Annotated in this window: 21 protein-coding genes and 2 pseudogenes; 9 read left to right on the forward strand and 14 right to left on the reverse strand. The window is 73.5% G+C overall.

Features of this window, described 5'->3' with window-relative positions:
* Positions 1 to 100 precede the first annotated feature (100 nt).
* The 4 genes from ACGF15_RS24880 to ACGF15_RS24895 form a co-directional block, all read right to left on the reverse strand.
* On the reverse strand, positions 101 to 1312 hold the full coding sequence (locus tag ACGF15_RS24880) for a glycosyltransferase family 2 protein (protein ID WP_345616262.1): 1212 nt from the start codon (positions 1310 to 1312) through the stop codon (positions 101 to 103).
* A complete protein-coding gene (locus ACGF15_RS24885) occupies positions 1309 to 2997 on the reverse strand; it encodes an ArnT family glycosyltransferase (protein ID WP_392802062.1) in 1689 nt (562 codons plus the stop codon). The genes ACGF15_RS24880 and ACGF15_RS24885 overlap by 4 nt, the downstream gene beginning before the upstream one ends.
* On the reverse strand, positions 2994 to 4232 hold the full coding sequence (locus tag ACGF15_RS24890; protein ID WP_392802065.1) for a glycosyltransferase: 1239 nt from the start codon (positions 4230 to 4232) through the stop codon (positions 2994 to 2996). The genes ACGF15_RS24885 and ACGF15_RS24890 overlap by 4 nt, the downstream gene beginning before the upstream one ends.
* Before the next feature lie 200 nt (positions 4233 to 4432).
* A complete protein-coding gene (locus ACGF15_RS24895) occupies positions 4433 to 6457 on the reverse strand; it encodes a thioredoxin domain-containing protein (protein WP_392802068.1) in 2025 nt (674 codons plus the stop codon).
* A 200-nt stretch (positions 6458 to 6657) separates the two neighbouring features.
* Between ACGF15_RS24895 and ACGF15_RS24900 the strand changes: the two genes are divergently transcribed.
* From ACGF15_RS24900 to ACGF15_RS24910, 3 genes are read left to right on the forward strand one after another with little or no spacing between them, the layout of a single operon-like run.
* Complete coding sequence (locus ACGF15_RS24900) at positions 6658 to 7158, forward strand: transposase family protein (RefSeq protein WP_392802071.1); 501 nt, start codon at positions 6658 to 6660, stop codon at positions 7156 to 7158.
* A gap of 5 nt (positions 7159 to 7163) precedes the next feature.
* A complete protein-coding gene (locus ACGF15_RS24905; protein ID WP_392802074.1) occupies positions 7164 to 7436 on the forward strand; it encodes a hypothetical protein in 273 nt (90 codons plus the stop codon).
* Entirely contained in the window at positions 7433 to 7840 is a 408-nt protein-coding gene (locus ACGF15_RS24910) for a PIN domain-containing protein (protein WP_362612811.1), read from the forward strand. The genes ACGF15_RS24905 and ACGF15_RS24910 overlap by 4 nt, the downstream gene beginning before the upstream one ends.
* 33 nt (positions 7841 to 7873) lie before the next feature.
* On the opposite strand, the pseudogene ACGF15_RS24915 reads toward ACGF15_RS24910, so the two are convergent.
* Positions 7874 to 8029: pseudogene (locus ACGF15_RS24915) on the reverse strand (DUF255 domain-containing protein); the annotation flags it as partial.
* Between the two features lie 89 nt (positions 8030 to 8118).
* On the opposite strand from ACGF15_RS24915, the pseudogene ACGF15_RS24920 reads away from it, so the two are divergent.
* A pseudogene (locus ACGF15_RS24920) lies at positions 8119 to 8469 on the forward strand (Uma2 family endonuclease); the annotation flags it as partial.
* A gap of 413 nt (positions 8470 to 8882) precedes the next feature.
* On the opposite strand, the gene ACGF15_RS24925 reads toward ACGF15_RS24920, so the two are convergent.
* Together ACGF15_RS24925 and ACGF15_RS24930 are read right to left on the reverse strand one after the other, a co-directional pair.
* On the reverse strand, positions 8883 to 9935 hold the full coding sequence (locus tag ACGF15_RS24925) for a hypothetical protein (protein WP_345616250.1): 1053 nt from the start codon (positions 9933 to 9935) through the stop codon (positions 8883 to 8885).
* A gap of 224 nt (positions 9936 to 10159) precedes the next feature.
* The gene (locus ACGF15_RS24930; RefSeq protein ID WP_345616249.1) at positions 10160 to 10531 is read right to left on the reverse strand and encodes a PadR family transcriptional regulator; all 372 of its coding nucleotides are present in this window, start codon (positions 10529 to 10531) and stop codon (positions 10160 to 10162) included.
* Positions 10532 to 10886: 355 nt separating this feature from the next.
* Here ACGF15_RS24930 and ACGF15_RS24935 point away from each other — a divergent pair, with 355 nt between their 5' ends.
* Positions 10887 to 11294, forward strand: a complete 408-nt coding sequence (locus tag ACGF15_RS24935) for a signal peptidase I (protein WP_345616248.1) — start codon at positions 10887 to 10889, stop codon at positions 11292 to 11294.
* Between the two features lie 151 nt (positions 11295 to 11445).
* Here ACGF15_RS24935 and ACGF15_RS24940 read toward each other — a convergent pair whose 3' ends face one another.
* Together ACGF15_RS24940 and mca are read right to left on the reverse strand one after the other, a co-directional pair.
* On the reverse strand, positions 11446 to 11694 hold the full coding sequence (locus ACGF15_RS24940; protein WP_256527024.1) for a hypothetical protein: 249 nt from the start codon (positions 11692 to 11694) through the stop codon (positions 11446 to 11448).
* Positions 11687 to 12568, reverse strand: a complete 882-nt coding sequence (mca, locus tag ACGF15_RS24945; protein WP_362612808.1) for a mycothiol conjugate amidase Mca — start codon at positions 12566 to 12568, stop codon at positions 11687 to 11689. Before mca ends, ACGF15_RS24940 begins: the two co-directional genes overlap by 8 nt.
* Before the next feature lie 97 nt (positions 12569 to 12665).
* Between mca and ACGF15_RS24950 the strand changes: the two genes are divergently transcribed.
* The 4 genes from ACGF15_RS24950 to ACGF15_RS24965 all read left to right on the forward strand — a co-directional run bounded on the left by ACGF15_RS24950 (position 12666) and on the right by ACGF15_RS24965 (position 16119).
* On the forward strand, positions 12666 to 13073 hold the full coding sequence (locus tag ACGF15_RS24950) for a DUF4307 domain-containing protein (RefSeq protein WP_345616247.1): 408 nt from the start codon (positions 12666 to 12668) through the stop codon (positions 13071 to 13073).
* A 204-nt stretch (positions 13074 to 13277) separates the two neighbouring features.
* Entirely contained in the window at positions 13278 to 13775 is a 498-nt protein-coding gene (greA, locus tag ACGF15_RS24955) for a transcription elongation factor GreA (RefSeq protein ID WP_345616245.1), read from the forward strand.
* A gap of 242 nt (positions 13776 to 14017) precedes the next feature.
* Complete coding sequence (locus ACGF15_RS24960; RefSeq protein ID WP_362611655.1) at positions 14018 to 15451, forward strand: FAD-dependent oxidoreductase; 1434 nt, start codon at positions 14018 to 14020, stop codon at positions 15449 to 15451.
* Between the two features lie 17 nt (positions 15452 to 15468).
* Positions 15469 to 16119 carry an undecaprenyl diphosphate synthase family protein gene (locus ACGF15_RS24965; protein WP_345616243.1) on the forward strand — a complete coding sequence of 217 codons (651 nt, stop codon included), beginning with the start codon at positions 15469 to 15471 and terminating at the stop codon, positions 16117 to 16119.
* A 3-nt stretch (positions 16120 to 16122) separates the two neighbouring features.
* Here ACGF15_RS24965 and ACGF15_RS24970 read toward each other — a convergent pair whose 3' ends face one another.
* From ACGF15_RS24970 to ilvA, 5 genes are all read right to left on the reverse strand, one after another.
* The gene (locus ACGF15_RS24970; protein WP_392802082.1) at positions 16123 to 18600 is read right to left on the reverse strand and encodes an ATP-binding protein; all 2478 of its coding nucleotides are present in this window, start codon (positions 18598 to 18600) and stop codon (positions 16123 to 16125) included.
* Between the two features lie 4 nt (positions 18601 to 18604).
* A complete protein-coding gene (locus ACGF15_RS24975; protein ID WP_345616240.1) occupies positions 18605 to 18928 on the reverse strand; it encodes a hypothetical protein in 324 nt (107 codons plus the stop codon).
* A 250-nt stretch (positions 18929 to 19178) separates the two neighbouring features.
* Positions 19179 to 20039 carry an ABC transporter permease gene (locus tag ACGF15_RS24980; RefSeq protein ID WP_345616239.1) on the reverse strand — a complete coding sequence of 287 codons (861 nt, stop codon included), beginning with the start codon at positions 20037 to 20039 and terminating at the stop codon, positions 19179 to 19181.
* A complete protein-coding gene (locus tag ACGF15_RS24985) occupies positions 20036 to 21031 on the reverse strand; it encodes an ATP-binding cassette domain-containing protein (protein WP_256527029.1) in 996 nt (331 codons plus the stop codon). The genes ACGF15_RS24980 and ACGF15_RS24985 overlap by 4 nt, the downstream gene beginning before the upstream one ends.
* 211 nt (positions 21032 to 21242) lie before the next feature.
* The gene (gene ilvA / locus ACGF15_RS24990) at positions 21243 to 22472 is read right to left on the reverse strand and encodes a threonine ammonia-lyase (protein ID WP_345616238.1); all 1230 of its coding nucleotides are present in this window, start codon (positions 22470 to 22472) and stop codon (positions 21243 to 21245) included.
* Positions 22473 to 22559: the final 87 nt, after the last annotated feature.

Genomic DNA, 22559 nt, shown 5'->3' on the forward strand with positions numbered 1-22559 from the left:
CGTTTCTCGGCGGCTCTCGTGCACGTGCGTGCGGCGGCGGCCACGGGGCCGGCGCCGCACGCACGCGGTCTCCTGGGCCGGGCCGCGCCCGCCCGGCCCGCTACCGGGCGGTGTCCAGTGCCCGCGCGCCCGCCCGCCCGCGCCCCGGGGCACCGCGGCGCGGCAGGTAGACCAGCGCCTCGGTCGCCGCGAACCGCACCACGAAGGTGGTCAGCAGGGCGAGGGCCGTCGCGGGCAGCACCGCCATCCCCCACTGGGCGACGAACAGGGCGATCAACGGGATGCGCAGCAGCAGGTCGGCGTTGGCGAGCAGGGCGAAGCGGCCGAACCGGTCCGCCCAGTGCCGGTGCCGCCGCCGCTCGCGGAAGAGCAGGACCTCGATCAGGAGGAAGTTCCACACCACACCGAACTGGTTGGCCACGATCTCGGCCGGCAGGTAGTGCATCCCGCCCGCCACCAGCAGGTGCAGCGCGGCCAGGTTGGGCAGGAAGCCGGTCAGGCCGATCAGCCCGAAGGCGGCCATCCGGGCCGCCGCCGAAGCGGTGCGCAGCCCGGACAGATGGGACAGGAACCTCATCCCCTCCCTGGCCGTGGACTTGGACTCGCCGGCGAAGCGGTCCCGGAAGACGAACGGCACCTCCGCCACCGTCTCCGGGCGGCAGCGCACCGCGAGTTCGAGGAGGATCTTGTACCCGAGCGGCTGCAGCTCGTCGGCGGCCACCACGCTGCGCCGGATGGCGAAGAACCCCGACATCGGATCGCTGATGCCCCGCAGCCGTCGCGGGAACAGCGCCTTGGCGAGCCAGGTCGCGCCGCGCGATACGGCGACCCGGTAGCCTCCGGCGAGCCCTTCGCGGCTGCCTCCGGGGAGGTAGCGGCTGGCCACGACGAGGTCGGCACCGGACGACTCCCCCGCGCGGACGAGCTCCGGCACCAGGGCGGGCGGGTGCTGGAGGTCGGCGTCCATCACCACGACCCAGTCGGACCCCGCGCGCTTCAGGCCCTCGACCACCGCTCCGCCGAGGCCGCCGACCGGTTCCTCCCGGTGGAGGACCGCCACCGGGAAGGGGCAGTCCTGTGCCGCGTCGCGGATCACCTCGGGGGTGTCGTCGGTGGAGTCGTCGACGAACAGGACCTCGCAGGGCAGTTGGGAAGGCACCGACTCGGTGAGCCTGCGCAGGAGTTCGCGGATGTTGCCGGACTCGTTGAAGGTCGGCACGACGAGGGTCACGGCGCCGGGCTCGGCGACCTGGCCGACGGTCAGTTCCGGGTCGCCGAGCTCGCCGGCCCCGGTCCTACGCGGTGTGGTCACTGGGTGCCTCCCTCGCTGCCGACACGGCGGATCTCGATGCGGTCCTCGCCCCGGCCGAACACGGCGACCGCCTCGGAGTTCTCCAGGGCCGCCTTGACGTTGGGCAGGTCGACCGCGTCACGGCGGACGGTCGGCGAGGAGACCACGTAGTCGATGTCCCGCCAGCCTCCCGGGAGGGTCCTGGTCACGGCCGGGTCGAGGTCGGCCTTGTAGAACCAGATGACGCCGGTGCCGGGGGTGAACCCGTCGTGCACCAGGTCCAGCCACAGTGCGTCGTCGACCAGCACCCGGGTGGCGGACGGGTCCTCCACCTGGGTGCCCATCCAGGCCGCGGCCGCCCGGTAGGGGGCGTTGGCGTCGGCGGTCAGGGCGTCGCGGTTGCCCTCGTACCAGTGCGGGACGACGAAGGCGAGGGCCGCCAGCGCCAGCACCCCGGCCAGGGCGCCGCGCACCCGGCGTTCGGCCCGCGGGGCGGCCGCGCGCCCGACGGGCCGCCGCAGCACCGCGTGCGCCACGCTGGCCGCGCCGCCCGCGAGCACCAGGGCCAGGAAGGGCAGCGCCTGGACGACGTACATCGCCGGGAGGTAGCCGGAGGGCCGCAGCGCCACCACGGCCAGGATCAGGACCACCAGCGAGGGGCCCGCCAGCGCCCGCGCGGTCACCGACCAGCGCAGCGTGGCCAGCAGCAGCGCCGCGCCAGCGAGCCCGCCGATCGGCAGCACGGTGTCGTAGTACAGCCAGGAGCGCAGCACCTCGTTCGAGCCCGTGCCCGCCTCCAGGATGAACCCGGAGCCCGGGCGCCCGAGCTGGTAGGTGATGCCGTCCATCAGCGAGACATGGCCGGGCCCGGACAGCAGCTCGTTGTTGAGCAGCGCGTACAGCGGGTAGCACAGCCCGATCAGGGCGCAGGCGGTGATCGCGCCGGTGACGGCGAACTTGCGGGTGTCGCGGTGGCTGTGCCGCCACATCGTCACCAGCAGCGCCGGCAGGACCAGCAGCATCGTCTCCTTGGTGAGCACCGACACGGCGCCGGCGAGGCCCGCGGCGAAGTGGTGCCACAGATGCCTGCTCGGGGAGGCGGCCAGGCAGAACGCCAGCAGCATCCACATCACGGCGATGTTGTCGAGGAAGATCTCCCGCTGGAGCACCACCGACAGCGGCGACAGGCCGAACATCAGCATCGCGAGGGCCGCCGCCCAGCGCGGCAGCCACAGCCGGCGCGCCAGCACGTACAGCAGGACCGCGGAGACGGCGCTGACCACGAGCATCGCCAGGCGCATCGTCGCCACGGTCATCGTCTCGGGCGCGATCAGCGACGGGATCCAGGTCAGGAACGCGATCTGTATCCAGCCGAGCGGCGGATGGTCGTACCAGTACGTGTAGTGCGCCAGGCCCTCGCCCTGCTGGACGGCCCACGCCTGGGCCAGGTAGGTGCCCTCGTCGTCGCTCAGTGCGGGGAAGTGGGCGATGTTCCAGCCCTGCACCACCATGATCAGGCACAGCAGGGCGGCGCAGATCAGCAGGTCGGGGCGGGAGGAGCGGAAGCGGACCACGGGGCGGACCCAGGCGGCGGCGCCGGTTTCCGGGGAGTTCGTGCGCTGGGCGGGGATCCGGAGCGTGCCGCCGGGCCCGGCGTCGCCGGCCGTCCCGGTGGTCTCCGGTACGGGGGGCAGGGTCGTCGTCACCGGCGGGCGTCCTCTCTGGTCTCGGTCAGATCCGTCAGGTGTGCGCCGACGTGGCTGGTCAGCTCCCACTCGTTGCGGCCGGTCTTCTCGCGCCACACGGCGCGCACCGCCGCCCCGGCGAGCATCAGCTGGTAGAAGGGGCCGCCGAGGATCAGCTTCACGTAGTGCACGAAGCGCACCCGCAGCCCGTACGCCACCCCGAAGTCGTGCAGGCCCACGACTTCGAACACGAAGGTGACCAGCGCCGTGATCAGCGGCAGGAAGGTGACGACGGCGATGCCGGCGGGCACGTCGAGGAAGAGCGCGATGCCCACGTTGACCGGGATGATCACACCGGTGAACGCCTGCATGAACGGGGACATCAGGGTGTAGCGGGCCAGCATCCGCTGACCGCGGGTGGGCAGCTGGCGCCAGTCCTTCTTCCGGTACACCTGGAGGAAGCCCTGGTTCCAGCGGGTGCGCTGCTTGAGCAGGCTCATCAGCGTGCCGGGGGTCTCCTCCCGGGTCACCATGTCGCTGTCGTAGGCGACGACGACCTTCTTGCCCACGGAGGACAGGCGCACACCGAGGTCGCAGTCCTCGGCCAGGCACTCCGGGTCCCAGCCGTCCGCCTCGCGCAGCACCGCGGTGCGCACGAAGACGGTGTTGCCGCCGAGCGGGATGAACCCCTTCTCGGCGTGCAGGTGCAGACGGCTGCGGAAGTAGAAGAAGTACTCCAGGCAGTTGCGCAGGCTGTACCAGCTGGAGTGGAAGTTGATCAGCTGCACGCCGCCCTGGACGACGTCGGCGCCGGTGCTGGTGAAGGCGTGGTCCACGTGGGTGAGCAGCTCGGGGTGGACCTGGTCCTCGGCGTCGAAGACGCCCACCACGTCGCCCCGGCAGTGCGGCAGCGCGGTGTTCAGCGCCTTCGGCTTGTTCTTGGTCTCGTGGGTGTCGGTGACCACCCGCACTCTGACCGGGTCCCGCGCGGCCACCCGTTCGGCGACCGCCGCGGTCTCCGGATCGTCGTGCCCGACGATCACGATGATCTCGAAGTTGGAATGGCTGGATTCCAGTAGCCGTTCGATGGTGTGCTCCAGCACCGCCTGCTCGTGGCGGGCAGGCAGCAGCAGCGAGAACGACAGCTCCGTGCCGCCCTCGGGGCGGTCGAAGCGGGTGGACGCCAGCGTCTCGGGTGTACGCCAGGCATGCATCTGCCACCAGAGCGTGAACGCCGCCATCCAGAACAACGCCATGGAAATGGCAACGACGAACACCGATATGAGCACAAAGCCCCCCTAGGCCCCCTTGCGCCGCGGCAAGGACCCCCCTTGGCCGTCCGGCGCGCACACCGCGCCCGCGCACGTACTCCCCGTACGGGCGCGGAACAACGGTCGTTCAGGACTGTAGAGGCGGAGGATTGCGTTCCGGTGCTCGTCGGTTAAATTCCGCCGTTTCAGCTCCGGTTGGTGAGCTTTTGGGCAAGCTCTGGTGCCGCTGTGGTCGGTGTCTCGCACACGAATCCCCGGCAGACGTACGCGGCCGGACCCGAACCCACCAAGGGCCTCTCGCGCAACAGCGGAAACTCGCCATCATCGGGCCCTCCCACGGCGACGACCGCACCGGGCGCCGTCGACAGCAGCGCGGTGCGGTGGAGCTCCGCCCGCAGCGGATCGCCCTCGACCCCCACCACCGCCACCTCGCGCGGGCCGTCGAGCAGCGCCTCGGCCACCGCGAGCCCCCAGCCCACGAACCTCGGAGCCCGGGGCGCCAGCGCCTTCACCACGCCCAGGGCCCGTTCGGCCGCCGTGCGGTGGGCGGCGGAGCCGGTGTGCGCGGCGTAGCCGAGCAGGGCGCCTGCGGCCGCCGTCCAGCCGGAGGGGGCCGCGTTGTCGGTCGGGTCCTGGGGGCGCCGGATCAGCTCCTCGGCGTCGTGCGCGGTGTCGTAGAGCTCGCCCTCCTCCCCGGTGAACCGGTCCATCACCATGTCCAGCAGGAATCCGGCGAACTCCAGCCAGGTGCCCTCCCCCTGCACGGCCGCGAGCGCGAGGAAGCCCTCGGCGACGTCCGCGTAGTCCTCCAGGACGCCCGCACCCGACCCGGCTCGGCCGTCCCGGGACGTGCGGTGCAGCCGCACGCCCCCGGAGGAGAAGTCCATGTGCACCCGCACCAGCAGGTCCGCCGCCTCCGTGGCCCGCTCGACCAGGTCGGGCCGGTCGAAGAACGCCCCCGTCTCGGCGAGTGCCGCGATCGCCAGCCCGTTCCAGGCCGCGACCACCTTGTCGTCCCGGCCCGGCCTCGGCCGCTCCCCGCGCGCCGCGAGCAGCCGGGCGGAGAGCTCCGCGTCGGCCTCGCCGCCGGGCAGGCGCAGCACCGAGGCGCCCTCCTCGAAGGTGCCCTCCTCGGTCACGCCGTACAGCTCCGCCGCCCGGGCGCCGTCCTCCTCGCCGAGGACCTCGCGGAGCGCGACGGGCGTCCACACGTAGAAGGCGCCCTCGGCGTGGCCGCCGTCCGGGGTGTCGCTGTCGGCGTCCAGCGCGGAGGCGAAGCCGCCCTCGGCGGTGCGCAGTTCGCGCACCAGGAAGTCCGCGGTCTCCAGTGCGACCCGGCGGGCGAGCGCACTGCCGGTGGCCCGCCACAGGTGGGCGTAGACGCGGCACAGGAGCGCGTTGTCGTAGAGCATCTTCTCGAAGTGGGGGACCGTCCACTCCCGGTCCACGGAGTAGCGGGCGAACCCGCCGCCGAGCTGGTCGTAGATCCCCCCGCGGGCCATCGCCTCGCAGGTCTCGGCGGCCATCTGGAGCGCGCCCTCGGACCCCGTGCGGGCGTGGTGGCGCAGCAGGAACTCGAGCACCATGGACGGAGGGAACTTGGGCGCGCCCCCGAAGCCCTTGTGCGCCTCGTCGAAGTCCCGGGTCAGCCCGAGGAGCGCGCCCGCGAGGTCGTCCGCCTCCGGGACCCCCGCACCGGAGGCCACCAGCCGGCGCTCGCCGAGGTCCCGGGTGATCCTCGCGGCGACCTCCCCGACCTCCTCCCGGCGGCCCGACCACGCCGCGGCGACCCCCTCCAGCACCTGCCGGAAGGACGGCATGCCGTGGCGGGGCTCGGGCGGGAAGTAGGTGCCGAAGTAGAAGGGCTCCCCGTCCGCGGTCATGAACACCGACATGGGCCAGCCGCCCTGCCCGGTGGCGGCCTGCACGGCCTCCATGTAGACCGCGTCCACGTCGGGGCGCTCCTCGCGGTCCACCTTGACGCACACGAAGTGCTCGTTCAGGTAGGCGGCGGTGCCGCCGTCCTCGAAGGACTCGTGCGCCATGACGTGGCACCAGTGGCAGCTGCTGTAGCCGACGCTGAGGAACACGGGGACATCGCGCCGCTTGGCCTCTTGCATCGCCTCCTCTCCCCATGGCCACCAGTCCACAGGATTGGAGGCGTGCTGGAGGAGATAAGGCGACTGGGAGTCTGCCAGTCGGTTCACCATGCCTGCAGTATCCCAGCTCACCGGCCCTCCGCGCGGACCGATCAACCAACACGCCGGGGACCCGCCCCGCACACAACGCCAGGACTGGGCAATCCACCCAAGTAGCCACACGGAGTCGTTACAGGGCTCTGCCTCGGCCCAAGCACACCCCTACGGGAGCCAGCACGGGTGCTACAGGGGGAGGCCCCCTTGTCGTTGGCGTGGTGATCTCACTCATCACACCGGCGATCAAAGGGGCGGTTCCGCATCCTGCCATGCTCGACGTCCCGCACGAGCTGGTTGAGCATGTCGCCTGGCTGCTGCACGAGCACCGCAGAGTGCGCAGTACCCGATGGCGCAAGCTCGGCTGCTTCCAGCAGGCACTGCTCGCGCTGGTCCACCTGCGGTGGAACGAGACGTTCTCGCAGCTCGGAGCCGGTTTCGGCATATCTCAGGCCACTGCCTGGCGGTACGTCGACGAGACCCTGAACGTCCTGGCCGACCGCGCCTGCCAGGACGCTGGCGCCACCTTCCGCACCCCGTACTACCACCACCGCGAACAGCCCGAGCACTACCAGCAATTCAACCGTGACCACGCCCGGCTGAGAGCGCCGGGTGAGCGAGCCTTCGCGCAGCTGAAGTCCTGGCGAGCAGCACGCCGACACCGCATGACCCACGACGACAAAGGGACTACATGCGTAATAGACATTGTCTTACACTGAGACCCATGAAGCCGACCCGAGCCGGGACCACCGAGAACATCTCCGTGTCCATGCCCTCCGAGCTGGTCAGTGAACTCCGCTCCCGAACCGGCCGCCGTGGGCTGTCCAGCTACATCACCGAAGCCGTCAGGCACCAGCTCGCCATGGACGGACTCGCCGAGATTGTCGCCTCCCACGAGGAGGAGCACGGCGCGCTCACGGAGCAGGAGATCGAAGCCGCTCGTCGCGAGCTGTTCGGGGACGTGAACGCCGAGGACGTCGAGCGGGGCGCCGCGTGAAGGAGCAGCCGGCCCGTTCGCTGGTGCTCGACTCCGAGGCGCTCTCCCTGCTCCTGCGCAACGACCGCGGCATGGCAGCTCGCATCGAGGCATCCCGGCAGGCTGGGGTTCCCGTCCTCGTGTCCGCGCTGACCATTGTCGAAGCCGTACATGGGAAGACCGATCTGGCGCGCTTGAAGTGGGTGCTCTCCCGGCTGCGGGTGGAACCGGTCAGCCAGGAGGACTCCCTGACCGCGGTGGGGTTGCTTCAGGACGCAGGCGGGCTGCACGGGCACAAGTACGCGATCGACGCCCTCGTCGCCGCGCTCGCGCTCCGCGTCCCGGCTCCCGTGATCGTTTTAACCTCCGACCGTGACGACTGGTCGAAGCTCTGCGGGAAGCGCGTGATCATCAGAGCCGTGTAAGCACCGTCGACTACCGGGTCCGCGAGTTCACCGGCACCAGTGGCAGCTGCTGCAGCCGACGCTGAGGAACACGGGGGCATCGCGCCGCTTCGCTTCCTCGAACGCCTCGGGCACCCAAGGCCACCAGTCGACCGGATTGTCGGCGTGCCGCAGCAGATACGGCGAGGTCATACCAGCCAACCGGTTCATGTGATCCAGCCTCTCACAACGGCTGGCACCGCCGACGAAACCACGAGCCCACCCCCCTCGGCCGAACTGCCCTCGTGAGCCGGCTCGTGTTCGACGTCCGCCTGCAGGACGTGCCGCTCACCAACCGCCGCCCGGACGTGATCGTCTACCGGGCGGAGACCATCGGCCTCACACCCACCCGCCCCGAGCACGTACTCCTGGTCGTCGAAGCCGTGTCGCCCGGATCGGAGACCACCGACCGGATCGTGAAGGTGGACCAGTACGCCAAGGCCGGAATCCCCTACTACTGGCGGGTCGAGCAGGCCGCCACCGGCGTCCCGATCGTCTACACCTACGTCCTCGACCCCGCCACCAGGGCCCACCGGGACGGCGAGATGTTCACCGGCACCGTGAAGACCAACGCACCCTTCTCCGTCACGGTCGATCCAGACGCCGTGTAAGGACCGAGGGGCCCCGCTCTCGACAGCTGACGACAGCGCTGGGACCTGTTCACGCAACCGCCCCGCCCATCGTCTGCCCGACCGCGTTCCGGCGCACCGGGGCGGCGCCGCACAGCGCGTCCTGGCCCACGCCACCGACGACGGGGCCTGGTTGCCCGCCATCTGACGGCGGCTCGACGGGGCCCGCGCCGGGCCCGGGGTGCCCGCCCGGGCGGCGCGCGGCCCGGCCTTGGTGCCCGCAGGACGGGTACGGGCGGCGGGTGGTGCGCGCGGTCGCCGCGGCCGGGAGACGGGAGGGCGCGCCACGGCCTCGCGAGCCGTCCCGGTCGCCGCCGGGCACCGGCCCGAGGGGGCGCCCCGGGGCTCGGAACGTGCAGGAGACGTTTCCGCACCGGGCCGGGCGGCGAGGAGGGCTACGCCCTGCCGCCGCGGCGGTTGCGGGTCGCGGCGGCGCGGAGCCAGAGGCGGATCGCATGCGTGATCCAGACGAGCGCCACGGCGAGGGAGCACCAGAACCACACCGAGCCCGGCTCCGGGTTGCGGACCTTCTCGACGAGCAGCAGCGCCAGCACGGCCGCGATGGCCGTCGCCCCGTAGAGTTCGCGGCGCTCCACGCGCGCGGCGCGGCGGGGACCCGCCGCCAGGCGCAGGGCGTACACCTCGACGTCGCCGAAGGCGGTGGCCGCGTCCTCCCCGGAGGCCTCCAGGTGCCGTCGGGCCTCGCGGACGTGTCCGCGCGCCTCGGCGGCGGACAGGGCGTGGCGGCCGCGCAGGACCCCTTCCAGGCGGGACAGCCAGTGCCCGTCGTCGCCGGGGCGTGGGGCGGGCACGAAGCACCGCTCGACGGCCGCGGCGGGCAGGTTGGCCGCGAGGACCGCGAGCACGGCGCAGACCGCCGCCGCCGCCGGGGCGGGCAGGGTGACGCGGGGGTCCTCCGGGAGCAGCGAGGCCGCGGCCACCGCCGCTCCGACGGCGGCCGCGCCTGCGGCGGCGAGGCCGGCGGCGCCGCGGATCCGCCCGGCCGACCAGGCGGTGAGGGCGCAGACGGCGAGCAGGCCCGCGAGGGCGATCCCGGCGAGCGCGGCGAGGGCGGCCGGCCCGGGTGCCATCCAGAGCCCCTCGCGGAACCAGTGCATCAGGCCGAGCAGGATGCCGATGCCGCAGAAGGTGGCGAGGGAGGCGGTGAAGCGCTGACCGGGGGCCATGCCCTTCACGTCGACCCGGGCCCGCTGCTCCTCGCCGACATGCTCCTCGACGGCGGTGCGGGCGTACTCGTCCGGGGGGCCGAAGAGCTCCCGCGCGTCGAGCCCGGTCTCGGTCACGGCCTCGTGCACCTCGTCGAGCACCAGGTCGGCCAGGCCGTCGGGGGCCTGGAGGTCGAGGGCGAGACGCATCTCGACCCTGGCGGCCCACTGTTCGTCCTCTTCCCGCGGCCATGCGCGCGTGCGCTCTGCTGCGTCCTTCACGGGTCCCCCTCGTGTACATGTGACCGCGCGTCTCCGCGCGGGTCGGCGTGCCGGTCGCCGCCCGGCCGGACGGTGCCCGGCGTGGTCGGTGCCGGCGTGGTCGGTGGGCGGGTGTCCGCCCGGCAGGCCGGTCCGGGCCGTGGCCCGCGGTGGTGCGCCGGTGGGCGAGGGCCCGCCCGTCCTGCGGCGCTCCCCGCCCGCCGCGGCCGGTCCCGGTGGGCGGCTCAGCGCCTCGGTGCTTCCCCGGCCCCCGCCTCCCGGTCGCCGAGCAGCGCGGAGACGGCCCGGGCGAGGCCGTTCCAGGCCGCGGCGTCGCCGTCGAGCCGCGCCCGGCCCGCGGCGGTGATGCGGTAGTACTTGCGCCCCGGCCCTCCGTCACCCGCCCGCCACTCGACCTCGACGGCCCCCTCCTCCTCCAGCCGCGCGAGGGCGGGGTAGAGGGTGGCGGCCTTGACCGGGGTCAGCCCCGCATCGCCGAGCCGCCCCAGCAGGGCGTAGCCGTAGCTCTCGCCCTCGGCGTCCAGGAGGCTCAGCAGGCACAGCGGCAGCACGGCCCGTGTCCAGGCGGTGTTCCCGGCCACTGCTCTCACCCGCACTTTCCGATCCATCGACTATTCAGATTTTCAGCATACTGGGGAATCCGGAGATGAAGGAAGGGCGTCCCCGGCGGACGGGAGCGAGGGGAGACAAGGGGCGGGAGGGGCGGAAGGGGCGGGAGGGGCGCACGGGATAGCGTCGGACGGCATGGACGAGCACGAGGGCGGGGAGGCCCGCAGCACGCCGGACGCCCCCGGAGGCGGGTGCGGGGAGCCGCACCCGCCCGCGGGGAGCGCGGACGGCACCGGCGGCGGAGAGCCGCGAGAAGACGGAACCGGCGGAGAGCGGGGTACGGGCGAAACCGGCCGAGGACAGGGCACGGACGGAACCGGCGGAGGGCCGAGTGCGGACGCCGTGTACGTGGGCCGTGCGGCACGGGACGCGGCACTCGACCGGGGATGGCTGCTGGGGCACTTCAAGGAGCCCGGGGATCCGCGCCACAGCCAGGACGTGGAGATCAAGTGGGGGGTCCACCCGCGCGGCGAGGAGCGGGCCCGATGGGTGCGGGGAGAGCAGCGCACCACGCTGCTGGTCCTGGTCAGCGGCCGCTTCCGGGTGCGGCTGCCGGGCCGGGAGGTCCTGCTGGCGGAGCAGGGCGACTACGTGGTCTGGGGGCGCGGGACGGACCACTCCTGGCGGGCCGAGGAGGATGCGGTGGTGCTGACGGTCCGGTGGCCCTCCGTCCCGGGGTACGCCGTCCCTCCCGCCGTCGCGGCCGGGGCCGCCGGCGTCGCGGCCGGGGAGGGGGCACCGCCCCGCTGACCGCGCCGCACGGGCCTCCGGCCGGGAGCGGGGCGGCGGGCCGGTGCCCACGGCCACGGGCCCGGGGCGGCCGGGGGACGCCCTCGGGCCCCGCGGCCGTTCCCGTCCCGCACACGGCGGCGCGCCCTCGCGGCAACCGGGCCCGTCCCGGTCAGGCCGGGGAGCCCCCGGTGCGGCCGGTGCCCTTGGCGGGCCGGGCGTCCGGCTCGGGCTCCTCCTCGAAGTCCACCCGGTTCATGTGCCGGTTCATGGACTTCATCAGGGCCCACACGCCGACCGCCAGCGCCGCGAAGACGAGGAAGCCCAGGACACCGGGGGTGACCTTGTTCTCGTCCAGCTCCTTGGCCAGGGTGGCGACGTGCGTCATTGCGAGGTTCGCGCTTGCGCTCATGTCAGGCATTCTCCCGGATGCCCGCGAAGAGGTCGCTCTCGGGGAGGGAGGTTTCGACGAGCGACCTGGACAGCTCGTACTCCTCGGTCGGCCAGACCTCCCTCTGGATCTCCATCGGGACCCGGAACCAGCCGCCGTCGGGGTCGATCTGGGTGGCGTGCGCGATCAGGGCCCTGTCACGCACCTCGAAGAAGTCGGCGCAGGGCACGTAGGTGGTCAGCGTCCGCTCGGCGCGCTGGAACTCCTTCCAGCGCTCCAGCCACTCGCCGTAGGGGGACTCCAGCCCGCGCTCCAGCAGCGCCTCGTGCAGGGCGACGGTGCGCGGCCGGTTGAAGCCCTGGTTGTAGTAGAGCTTCTGCGGCTGCCAGACCTGGCCGTACTCGGACTCCGGGAACTTCTCCGCGTCCGCGGCGCCGTCGAAGGCGACCATCGTGATCTTGTGGGTCATGATGTGGTCGGGGTGCGGGTAGCCCCCGTTCTCGTCGTAGGTGGTCACGACCTGGGGGCGGAACGCGCGGATCCTGCGCACCAGCTCGCCCGCGGCCTTGTCCACGTCCTCCAGGGCGAAGCAGCCCTCGGGGAGCGGGGGCAGCGGGTCGCCCTCGGGGAGGCCGGAGTCGACGAAGCCGAGCCAGTCCTGCCTGACGCCCAGGATCTCGCGGGCCTCGTCCATCTCCTTCCTGCGGACCTCGTGGATGTTCGCCTCGATGAAGGCGTCACCCTGGAGCTTCGGATTGAGGATGGAGCCGCGCTCGCCCCCCGTGCAGGTCACGACCAGCACGTCCACCCCCTCGGACACATACTTCGCCATCGTGGCCGCGCCCTTGCTCGACTCGTCGTCGGGGTGCGCGTGCACGGCCATCAGTCGCAGCTGCTCAGTCAAGACTCGATCCTCAGTGATTCGTCGCGTCGTGCGCTCTCTATAGTGACCGAACCGGGGGGCGGAAAATTCCTGACTCCGGGACACGAAGGGAACGATCATGACGGCTGCACGCGAGGGCCTTCCGCAGGGGCGCTACGGGCGCTCCGCGGACGAGCGCGCCGACCGCGGGCTGCGCGTCCTCGGCGCCGTGCTCGGGGCTCTCATGGTCGCCATGGTCGGCTGGTTCGGCTACGACTACATCGCGGGCCGGACCCTCAGCGCCGAAGTGATCAAGTTCGACGTGGTGCAGGGCGCGAACGAGGTGCAGATGCACCTGGAGGTGCGCAAGGACGCCGACGCCACCGGCGCCTGCACCGTACGGGCCCTGGCGGAGGACGGCGCCGAGGTCGGCAGGCTGGACGCCCGCTTCGAGGAGACCGGTACCGAGCGCATCGACCGGGTGGTGCGCATCCGCACCACCCGCGAGGCCACCGGCGCCGAGCTGGTCGGCTGCACCGCGTCCTGACCGCCCGCGACGGCGATTCTCCCGGTCCGGCGCCGCGCCGGACCGGGCGCAGACGCCGGTGACCTGCGAGGCTGTGCGTCCGGTGGCTTATGTCCTCCCCCTTTCGCCCTGAAATTGTTAGGCTCGTGGTTTCGCCCACCCGGGACGGACCATCCTTCTGGGTAGGGCGATGCTTTGTATTCCCAGTACCTACGAGGAGCACCTGTGACCCAGACCAGCGAGAACGTCACCTGGCTCACCCAGGAGGCGTACAACCAGCTCAAGGCCGAGCTGGAGTACCTGTCTGGTCCCGCGCGCGTCGAGATCGCCAAGAAGATCGAGGCTGCGCGCGAGGAGGGGGACCTGCGGGAGAACGGCGGGTACCACGCGGCCAAGGAGGAGCAGGGCAAGCAGGAGCTCCGTGTGCGCCAGCTGACCCAGCTCCTGGACAGCGCCAAGGTCGGCGAGGCGCCGGCGGACGACGGTGTCGTCGAGCCCGGCATGGTCGTCACGATCGCCTTCGACGGCGACGAGGACGACACCCTCACCTTCCTGATGGCGTCGCGCGAGTACGCGAGCTCCGACATCGAGACCTACTCCCCCCAGTCGCCGCTCGGGGTCGGCGTGAACGGGAAGAAGGTCGGCGACGAGGCGGAGTACGAGCTGCCGAACGGCAAGAGGGCCATGGTCAGGATCCTGGAGGCCAAGCCCTACAGCGGCTGAGCGGCCGCCGCACCCGGGCCCCCGGCGGGGACGCGCGTCCCCGCCGGGGGCTTCGTGCGTCCGCCACCCCGGGGCGCCGCCCCTGACGTCCGGGCGCCGCCCGTCCTCCGCCCCGGCCTCCGCCCGGACCGCACGCGTCGGCGACGGGGACCGAATGGCCGGAAGCGGCGCTGCCGCTCCGGGTCCGCGGGGGCCACGCTGGCAGCAGCACCCCGAGGGGCGGGCGGGCGGAGGGTGAGGCGATGAGGATCGGTGTGGTCGGCGCCGGGCTCGCGGGACTCGGCGCGGCTCGGCGGGCGCTCGAACTGGGGTCGCGGGTCGAGGTCTTCGAGGAGCAGGAGACGGTCGGCGGTCTCGCCTCCTCACTGCGCGCCGCCGGGCTCGCCTTCGACCTCGGTCCGCACACCCTCTACGCCAGGGAACCGGAGGTGCTCCGGGATCTCGAAGACCTCCTGGGCACCGTGCTGCGACCGGTTCGCCCCACCCGGGGCATCTGGCGCGACGGGCGCCTGTACCGGTTCCCCTTCCATCTGGGGGACTTCGCCCGCGTCGCCGGCCCGCTCCGCGCCGCCCCGCCGCTGCTCGCCTACCTGGCCGCCCGTGCGGGCGGCCGGGTGGCCGACCGGATCGGCCGGGCCGATCCGGTGGACCTGGAGACATGGGCCGTCCGCGGCCTGGGGCGTCCCCTGTACGCCTTCTTCGTCCTCGACCACGTCACCAAGAACATCGGCCTGCCGCCGTCCCGGCTGCCCGCGCTCTGGGGACGCCAGCGCATCGCCGTCCCCCGGCTCGGGACGGGGCTGGCCCAGCTGGCGGGCCGGGAGGAGGAGGCGCCCGCCTCCCGCTACCCGGAGGGCGGCATCGGCCGGATCGCCGCAGCCCTCGCCGACCGGGTGACGCAGGACGGCGGCCTCGTCCGCACGGGTGCACGACTGGTGTCGTGGGCCCGTGCCGCGGGGCACGTCGTGCTGCGGGCGGACACCCGCGACGGCCCGGTGGTCCGCACCGTCGACAGCGTGGTCAACACCGGTCCGGTGGACGCCTTCCTGCTCGGTGCCGACACCGGCACCGTGCCGGAGCCGGTGCGCGCGGCGGCCGCGCGGCTGCGCCACCGGGCCACCGTCTTCGTCTACACGTCCACCCGCGGCGTTCCGGCCGACCTGCCCCGCGATCTCCTGTACTTCCCCGGGAAGCAGGTGTTCAGCCGGGCCTACACGCCCAGGGGCTACGCGGGCGGACCGGCGGGGGGCGCACCGGCCGGGCACTGCTTCGAGATCCACTGCGACCCGGGGGACGAGCTCTGGGACGCCCCCGACGGCGAACTCGGCGCCCGTGTGCTGCGGGACGCCGCGCGCCTGCCCTTCCTCGGTGCCCGGGCGCGGCTGCGCGTCGAGCGGATCGTGCGAATCCGCCGGCACTATCCCCTCTCCGACCCCGGTTCGGCGGAGCTGCGCGCGGTCGAACACCACCTCGACCGCGCCGCGCCCCACGTGGTGAGCGCCGGACGGCTCGGTTCGCACCGGTACGTCAACATGGACAGCGCGCTGCGGATGGGCGCGCTGGCCGCCGAGGTCGCCCACGGCAGGCGCCCACCCGGCGAGATCCGCAGGGTCGCCGACGATCCGGCCTTCGTCGAGGGCGGAGGGCGAGGGCGTTGCGGAGGGCGAGGGCGTTGACCCGGGCCCCAAGGCACGTGGGGATCATTCCCGACGGGACCCGCCGCTGGTCGCGCAGGCACGAGGTGCCCCTCGCCGAGGGCTACCTGCGGGCCATGGGGAACCTGGCGCACCTCGTGGACGCCCTGTACGCGCGGGGGGTCGCGATCGTCAGCGTCTACCTGCTCAGCCGGCGCAACCTGGCGCGCCCGGCCGAGGAGCTCGACGCGGTCTTCCGCGCCGAGCGGCACCTGTGCGAGCACCTCCTGCCGCCGGTGCTCGAGGACCACGGGGTGCGCGTGTCGGCCGTCGGGGACCCGTCGCTGGTGCCCCGCGGGTTCCGCAGGGCGCTCAGCCGGCTCACCGGCCCCGGAGCAGGGGACGGCGCACCGCCGCGCCCGGCCTCCGGAAGGACTCTGAACCTGCTGGTGGCGTACGACGCCTGGGAGGAGCTGCGCTCGCCCCGCACACCGAGGGGTGCGGACGGACGGCCGGTGCTCGGCGTACGGGAGGACGTGGACCTCGTGATCCGGACCGGCGGCGGCACCCTGCTCAGCGGCTTCCTCCCCCTCCAGAGCCAGTACGCGCACCTCCACACCTTCGACCGGCTGTTCAACGACCTCACCCCCGCGGACCTGGCGGCGGCGCTCGCGGCCTTCGCCCGGCACGAACGGCTCCAGGGGCGCTGATCCTCAGCGCAGCAGCGCCGCGATCCGCTCGGCCCTGCGGGACCCGAGCGCCTGGAACGCCTGCCGCGCGTCCCGCAGGACGGCATCCGCCGCCGCCTCGTCGCCGCCCTCCCGCAACAGCAGCCCTCGTTCGTGCAGCACACCGGCGCTCCCCGGCCGGTCGCCGAGCGCGGCGAAGCCCTCGGCGGCCGCGTCCAGGCACGCCGCCGCCTCGGCGAGACGCCCCTCCCTGCGGTGCGCCGTGCTCCGGTGGAGCCGGGAGACCGCCTCCCAGCGCGCGTCGCCCAGTTCGGCGAACACGGGGTCGGCCAGGTCGAGACGACCGTGGGCCCTGGCCTGGTCGCCCAGGTCCGACCAGCAGGCGGCCTGGTGCACGGCCGTGATCGCGACCCAGCTGTGGTTCCCGCGCTCCGCGAAGACGGGGACGACGCCCGCGAGGGTCTCCAGGGCGTCGCGGGGCCGTCCCCGGCCGCGCTGGACCGCGCCGATCCGCACCCGTGCCATCGCCTCCCGCCCGGCGTCCCCGGCGGACCGGAACAGCCCGGCCGCCTCGGTGAGGAAGGCGAGCGCCTCGTCCCAGCGCTCCTGGCCCTGGCGGACGGTGCCCAGACCCCGGACGGCGAAGGCCGTGCCCCAGGGGTCCTGCCCGGGGTCGAGCATGCGCCGGCAGTCCGTGAAGCAGCGCCATGCCGCCTCCCAGGAGCCCTCGTTCCGCAGCGCGACCCCGATACCGCCGAGGGCGTAGGCGACCTCCCTCCCCGGCGGCATGCCCTCGTAGAGCGCCAGGCACTCCTCCAGCGCCTCCCGCGCGTCCGACCACCGGGCCTGCGAGCGCCGCACACCGGCCACGGCGAGCAGCAGTTCCGCCGTGGCGGCCGTGTCGCCCGTCCGCTCCGCCGCGGCCTTCGCCAGGGCGTAGCACTCCTCGGCCGCCGACCACATGCACCGCGTCTGGAAGAAGGGCATCAGCGCCCCGCCGAGCGCGACGGCGTCGGGCCAGCGCCCCGCCCCGGAGGCCCGCCGCACCATGGCGAGGACGTTCGCGTGCTCCGCGGAGCACCATGCGAGGTGGTCGCGGATGGACAGGGTCCCGGTGTCCAGTTCGACGGTCACCTCCTGCGCTCCGCCGGTCCGCGTGGGGGACAGCACCGGGCGCACCGCGTCCGTGACCTGCCGGTAGGCGGTGATCAACCGCTCCTCGCCGGTGTCCGGCGGCTCGTGCTCCGCTTGGAGTTCGTTGGCGAAGTCCCCGATCAGGTCGTGGAACTCGTAGCGGATGTGGTCGCAGCCGTCCGGGTCGGCGGCCGTGCGCACGAGGTTCAGCTCGTGCAGCAGGGCCAGGGTCGACTCCGCACGCTCGTGGTCCCCTCCGGTCAGCTGCGCCAGGTGCCATGCCGCGAACGCGCCGCCGCCGACGCGCGAGAGCAGCCGGAAGGCGCGCTGCGCCGCGTCCGGCAGGTGCCGGTAGCTGGTCCGGAACGACGCGCGCACGGCAAGGTCTCCCGCCGACAGGACGTTCAGACGACGGCGTTCGTCGCCCAGCATCTGTGCCATCCGCTCGCCCGCCGCGTGTGTCAGCACGTTCATCCGGGCACCGGCGATCACCAGGGCGAGCGGCAGCCCCGCGCAGTGGGCGGCCACCTTCGACAGCGCCTCGTCGGGTGCGTCGCCCGCCTGGTGCGCCACGCGCCGCAGCAGGCTTCTCGACGCCTCCTCGCCCAGTCCCCGCACCTCCAGCAGCCGGGCGCCGGAGAGCCCGGCGAGGCGTCTGCGGCTGGTGACGACCACCACCGTCGAGGGGCCCGCGGGCACCAGGTCCCGCACCTGCGCCTCCTCCGCGGCGTTGTCGATCAGCACGACGAGCCGGGTGTCGGCGGTCAGGGTGCGGAACCGGTTGCGGCGGTCCTCCAGTCCTGCGGGGATCCGCTGCGGGGGCAGGCCGAGGGCTCCGAGGAACTCGCCGAGGACCTCGGACGTCCTCCGGTGCCGGCCCCCGAAGCCGCCGAGGTCGGCGAAGAGGGCTCCGTCGGGGCGGCCCGGTGCCAGGGTGTGGCACAGCCGGACGGCCAGGGTCGTCTTCCCCACGCCCGCGGAACCGGTGAGGACCAGGACGGGGGACGGGCCACGGCCGTCCACCAGGCGTGCGGCCTCGGCGAGTTCGCCGACCCTGTTCACGAAGTCGGGCGCGTCCCGCGGCAGCAGCCGCGGGACGGGGGCCGGTGCGGGCGGGGGGCTCTGCACCAGGTGGATGTCCCGGCCGGCGACGTAGCCGCCGCTCACCGTGACCGGGCCGTGGACGACCACCTCCGAGCGCTGGTCCCTGCGGTGGTCGCCGCCCACCGACACGGCGTCCGCGGTGACGTGCGCGGCCACGGGGCCGTCGGACTGGACCAGGTCGCCCCCGACCGAGGTGTCCCCGACGCTCTGCCGCCGCCCGCCGCGCGGCTCCCGGCGCCACGGCCACCACCTGCCGGGAGTCATCCTGCTAGGAGCCATCCGCGCCGTCGTCCTGGTGCTGCGCCAGCCCTCCGCGGATCCGCGTGTCGGTGACGGACTGGTCGCCGCCTCCTCGCAGCCGCTGCTCGACGGAGCCGCCCACCACCGTCCCGGAGACCCGCTGGCTTCGGGCCGGGCGGTCGGACAGGGCCGCCCATGCCTGGAGGCCGCCGCCGACGACCACCAGCACGGCGAGGGCGGCCCACCAGGCGGCCGACCAGGTCTGTGTCAGGACGCCGGTGACCACGCTGACCGCGGCCGCGAGCAGGAACGTCGCGGCGGCCGCCCAGGCGCGCCGAGCCGATGGACTCATCCCCGTACCCCCTGGCAAGGCGGTGGCCGCAGGCGCGGGTTCGCACCGCCGCCCGGGCACCGCGCCGGATTGTGAAGGCCGGCGAAATCGTACCGATCGGGCGGCCCCGCCGTCCGGCGTTGCGGCAAGGCCACGGCGCCGGTCTCCGCTCCCGGCCCGGAAGGACGGGAGCAAAGACGGCGCCGGTCTCCGCTCCAGGTCCGGCGGGCCGGGAGCAAAGACGGCGCCGGTCCTCCGCCCGGGGCCGCGTTCAGGCCGAGGCGGAGCGGTACTTGCGCACCGCGAGCGTCCGGAAGACGGTGATGATCAGCACCGACCACAGGACGGAGGCGAGGACCGCGTTCTGCATCGGCCAGGCGTCCGGGGTGACGTACCCCGGCGGCAGGTTGCCGAAGAGCTCGCGGGCCGCCTGGACCGTGGCGCTGAACGGGTTCCACTCGGCGACGTGCCGGAGGAAGGTCGGCATGTTCTCCGCGGGCACGAAGGCGTTGGAGACGAAGGTCAGCGGGAAGAGCCAGATCAGGCCGCCGGAGGTGGCCGCCTCGGGGGTGCGCACCGACAGGCCGATGAGCGCCCCGATCCAGGAGAACGCGTACCCGAGCAGCAGCAGCAGGGCGAAGCCCGCCAGGACCTCGGCCGCGTTCGTGTGGGTGCGCCAGCCGACCAGGAGCGCGACGAGGGCGAGCACCACCAGGGTCAGCGTGGTCTGGACGAGATCGGCCAGGGTCCGGCCGGTGAGCACGGCACCGCGGGCCATGGGCAGCGAGCGGAAGCGGTCGATCAGCCCCTTGTGCATGTCGTCCGCGATCCCGGCCCCCGCTCCGGCGGTGGCGAAGGTGACGGTCTGGGCGAAGATGCCGGCCATCAGGAACTCGCGGTAGTCGGAGGCCGAGAGGCTGCCGCCGACGGAGATCGAGCCGCCGAAGACGTAGCTGAACAGCACCACGAACATGACGGGCTGCACGATCCCGAAGACGATCATCTCGGGGATGCGGGTCAGGCGGATGATGTTGCGCCGGGCCACGACGAGGGAGTCGGCGAGCGACTGGGCGACACCGCCCCGGGGGCGGGGCGCCAGGGGACGGGCGGCCGGGGTGGTCGTGGTCGTCATGCGGCACTCTCCTTGCCGGGCGCGTCGGACGCCTCGTCGTCGGCTGCGGCGCTCTCGGCCGCGTGGCCGGTGAGCGAGATGAACACGTCGTCGAGGGTCGGGCGGCGCAGTCCGATGTCGTCGATCTCGACCCCGCGGGCGTCCAGGTCGCGGATGACCTCGGCCAGCAGCTTGGCGCCGCCGGTCACCGGGACGGTGAGCTTCCTGGTGTGGCGGACGACGGCGACCTCGCCCTTGCCCCGGCCGGCGAGGACCTCGCGGGCGGGCTCGATCTCGTCGGGCCGGTGGACGACGACCTCGACGCGCTCCCCTCCGGTGCGGGCCTTCAGCTCGTCGGAGGTGCCGCGTGCGATCACCCTGCCGTGGTCGACCACGCAGATGTCGTCGGCGAGGTGGTCGGCCTCCTCCAGGTACTGCGTGGTGAGCAGCAGCGTGGTCCCGGCGCCGACCAGTTCCTGGATCACGTCCCACAGCTGCTGCCGGTTGCGCGGGTCGAGCCCGGTGGTCGGCTCGTCCATGAACATCACGGGTGGGGAGACCACCAGCGCGGCGGCCAGGTCGAGGCGGCGGCGCATGCCGCCGGAGTAGGTCTTGGCGGGCCGGTCGGCGGCGTCGGCGAGGTGGAAGCGCTCCAGCAGCTCGACGGCGCGGGCCTTGGCGTCGCGCCGGGACATCTGGTAGAGCTGCCCGACCATCTGGAGGTTCTCCCGGCCGGTGAGGTACTCGTCGACCGCGGCGAACTGCCCGGAGAGGCCGATGGACCGCCGCACCTCGTTGGGATGCTTCAGGACGTCGATGCCGGCGACGCGGGCGGAGCCGCTGTCGGGCCGGATCAGGGTGGTGAGCACACGCACGGTGGTCGTCTTGCCGGCCCCGTTCGGGCCGAGGAGGCCGAGGACCGTGCCTTCGGGGACGTCGAGGTCGACGCCGTCCAGAGCCCGTACGTCACCGAAGGTCTTGACCAGCCCTTCGGCGTGGATGGCGCCTGGCATAGGGGTTCTCCCTGGGGGTGAGGGGCGGTGCGGGGGTCGGACGCGGGGGCCCGCGGCGGGGCGGTCGCCCGCGCGGCGCCCGGCCCAGCGTAGGGACCGGCGGGTGCCGGGACGAATCATTTCTCCGGGTCGTCACCGGATCGGGGCCCCGGCCCGTCCGGCACCCTAGCGCGGTATAAAAATCCCGGCGAACCCGTTCCGCGGGCGGCACTCAGTCCAGGACCGTGTACCCGGCGGACCGCAGGACCGCCGCGACCTCCTCGCAGTGCTCGGGCCCCTTGGTCTCCAGCTGGAGCTCCACCTCGACCTCCGTCAGGCCCAGCCTCGGGTCCGTGCGGACGTGGCTGACGTCCAGCACGTTGGCGTCGGCCTCCGAGAGCGTCCCCAGCAGCGCCGCGAGGACCCCCGGGCGGTCGGTGAGCCGCAGCCGCAGCGAGAGGTAGCGGCCCGCGGCGGCCATGCCGTGCCGCAGGACCCGCTGCATCAGCAGCGGGTCGACGTTGCCGCCCGACAGCAGGGCGACCACCGGCCCCTCGAAGGCGCCCGGGTCGCCGAGCAGCGCCGCCACCGGGCTGGCGCCCGCGGGCTCCACCACCAGCTTCGCCCGCTCCAGGCACAGCAGCAGGGCGCTGGAGAGCGCGTCCTCGGAGACGGTGCGGACCTCGTCGACGAGCTCGCTGATGATCCGGAAGGGCACGTCGCCCGGACGCCCCACCTTGATCCCGTCGGCCATCGTCGACGGCGCCTCCAGCGAGAGGGGGCGTCCCGCGGCCAGGGAGGGCGGGTACGCGGCGGCGCCCTCCGCCTGGACGCCCACGACCCGGACGTCCGGGCGCAGGGCCTTCACCGCCACGGCGATCCCCGCCGCGAGACCTCCGCCGCCGACGCCGACGAGGATCGTGCGCACCTCCGGGCACTGCTCCAGGATCTCCAGCCCCAGCGTGCCCTGACCGGCCACGATGTCCGGGTGGTCGAAGGGGTGGATGAACACCGCGCCGGTCTCGTGGGCGTACTCCTCGGCCCGGGCGAGCGTCTCGTCGATCACCTGCCCCGCCAGCCGGACGTCCGCGCCGTACTCGCGGGTCGCGGCGACCTTCGGCAGCGGTGCGCCGACCGGCATGAAGACGGTCGAGCGCACGCCCAGCAGCGAGGAGGCCAGCGCCACGCCCTGGGCGTGGTTGCCCGCCGACGCGGCGACCACGCCCGCCGCCCGCTCCTCGGGGCGCAGGCCGGAGATGCGCACATAGGCGCCGCGCAGCTTGAACGACCCGGTGCGCTGCAGGTTCTCGCACTTGAGGTGCACCGGCGAACCGACCAGCCGGGTCAGATGGCGGCTGCCCTCCATCGGGGTCACCCGGGCGACGCCGGAGAGCATCTTCTGCGCCCCCCGGACGTCGTCGAGGATGACCGGACTGATGAGCTGGGGCAGACGGGCGTTCATGGCACAAGTCTGGCAGCCGGGTGCCCGGACCGGGCCGCCGTCCGCATGCCGGTACCCCGGGTGGGACGGGATCGCGCAGCACGGCTC

The sequence above is a fragment of the Streptomyces sp. NPDC048001 genome (assembly GCF_043203115.1).
Classification (GTDB): Bacteria; Actinomycetota; Actinomycetes; order Streptomycetales; family Streptomycetaceae; genus Streptomyces; species Streptomyces sanyensis.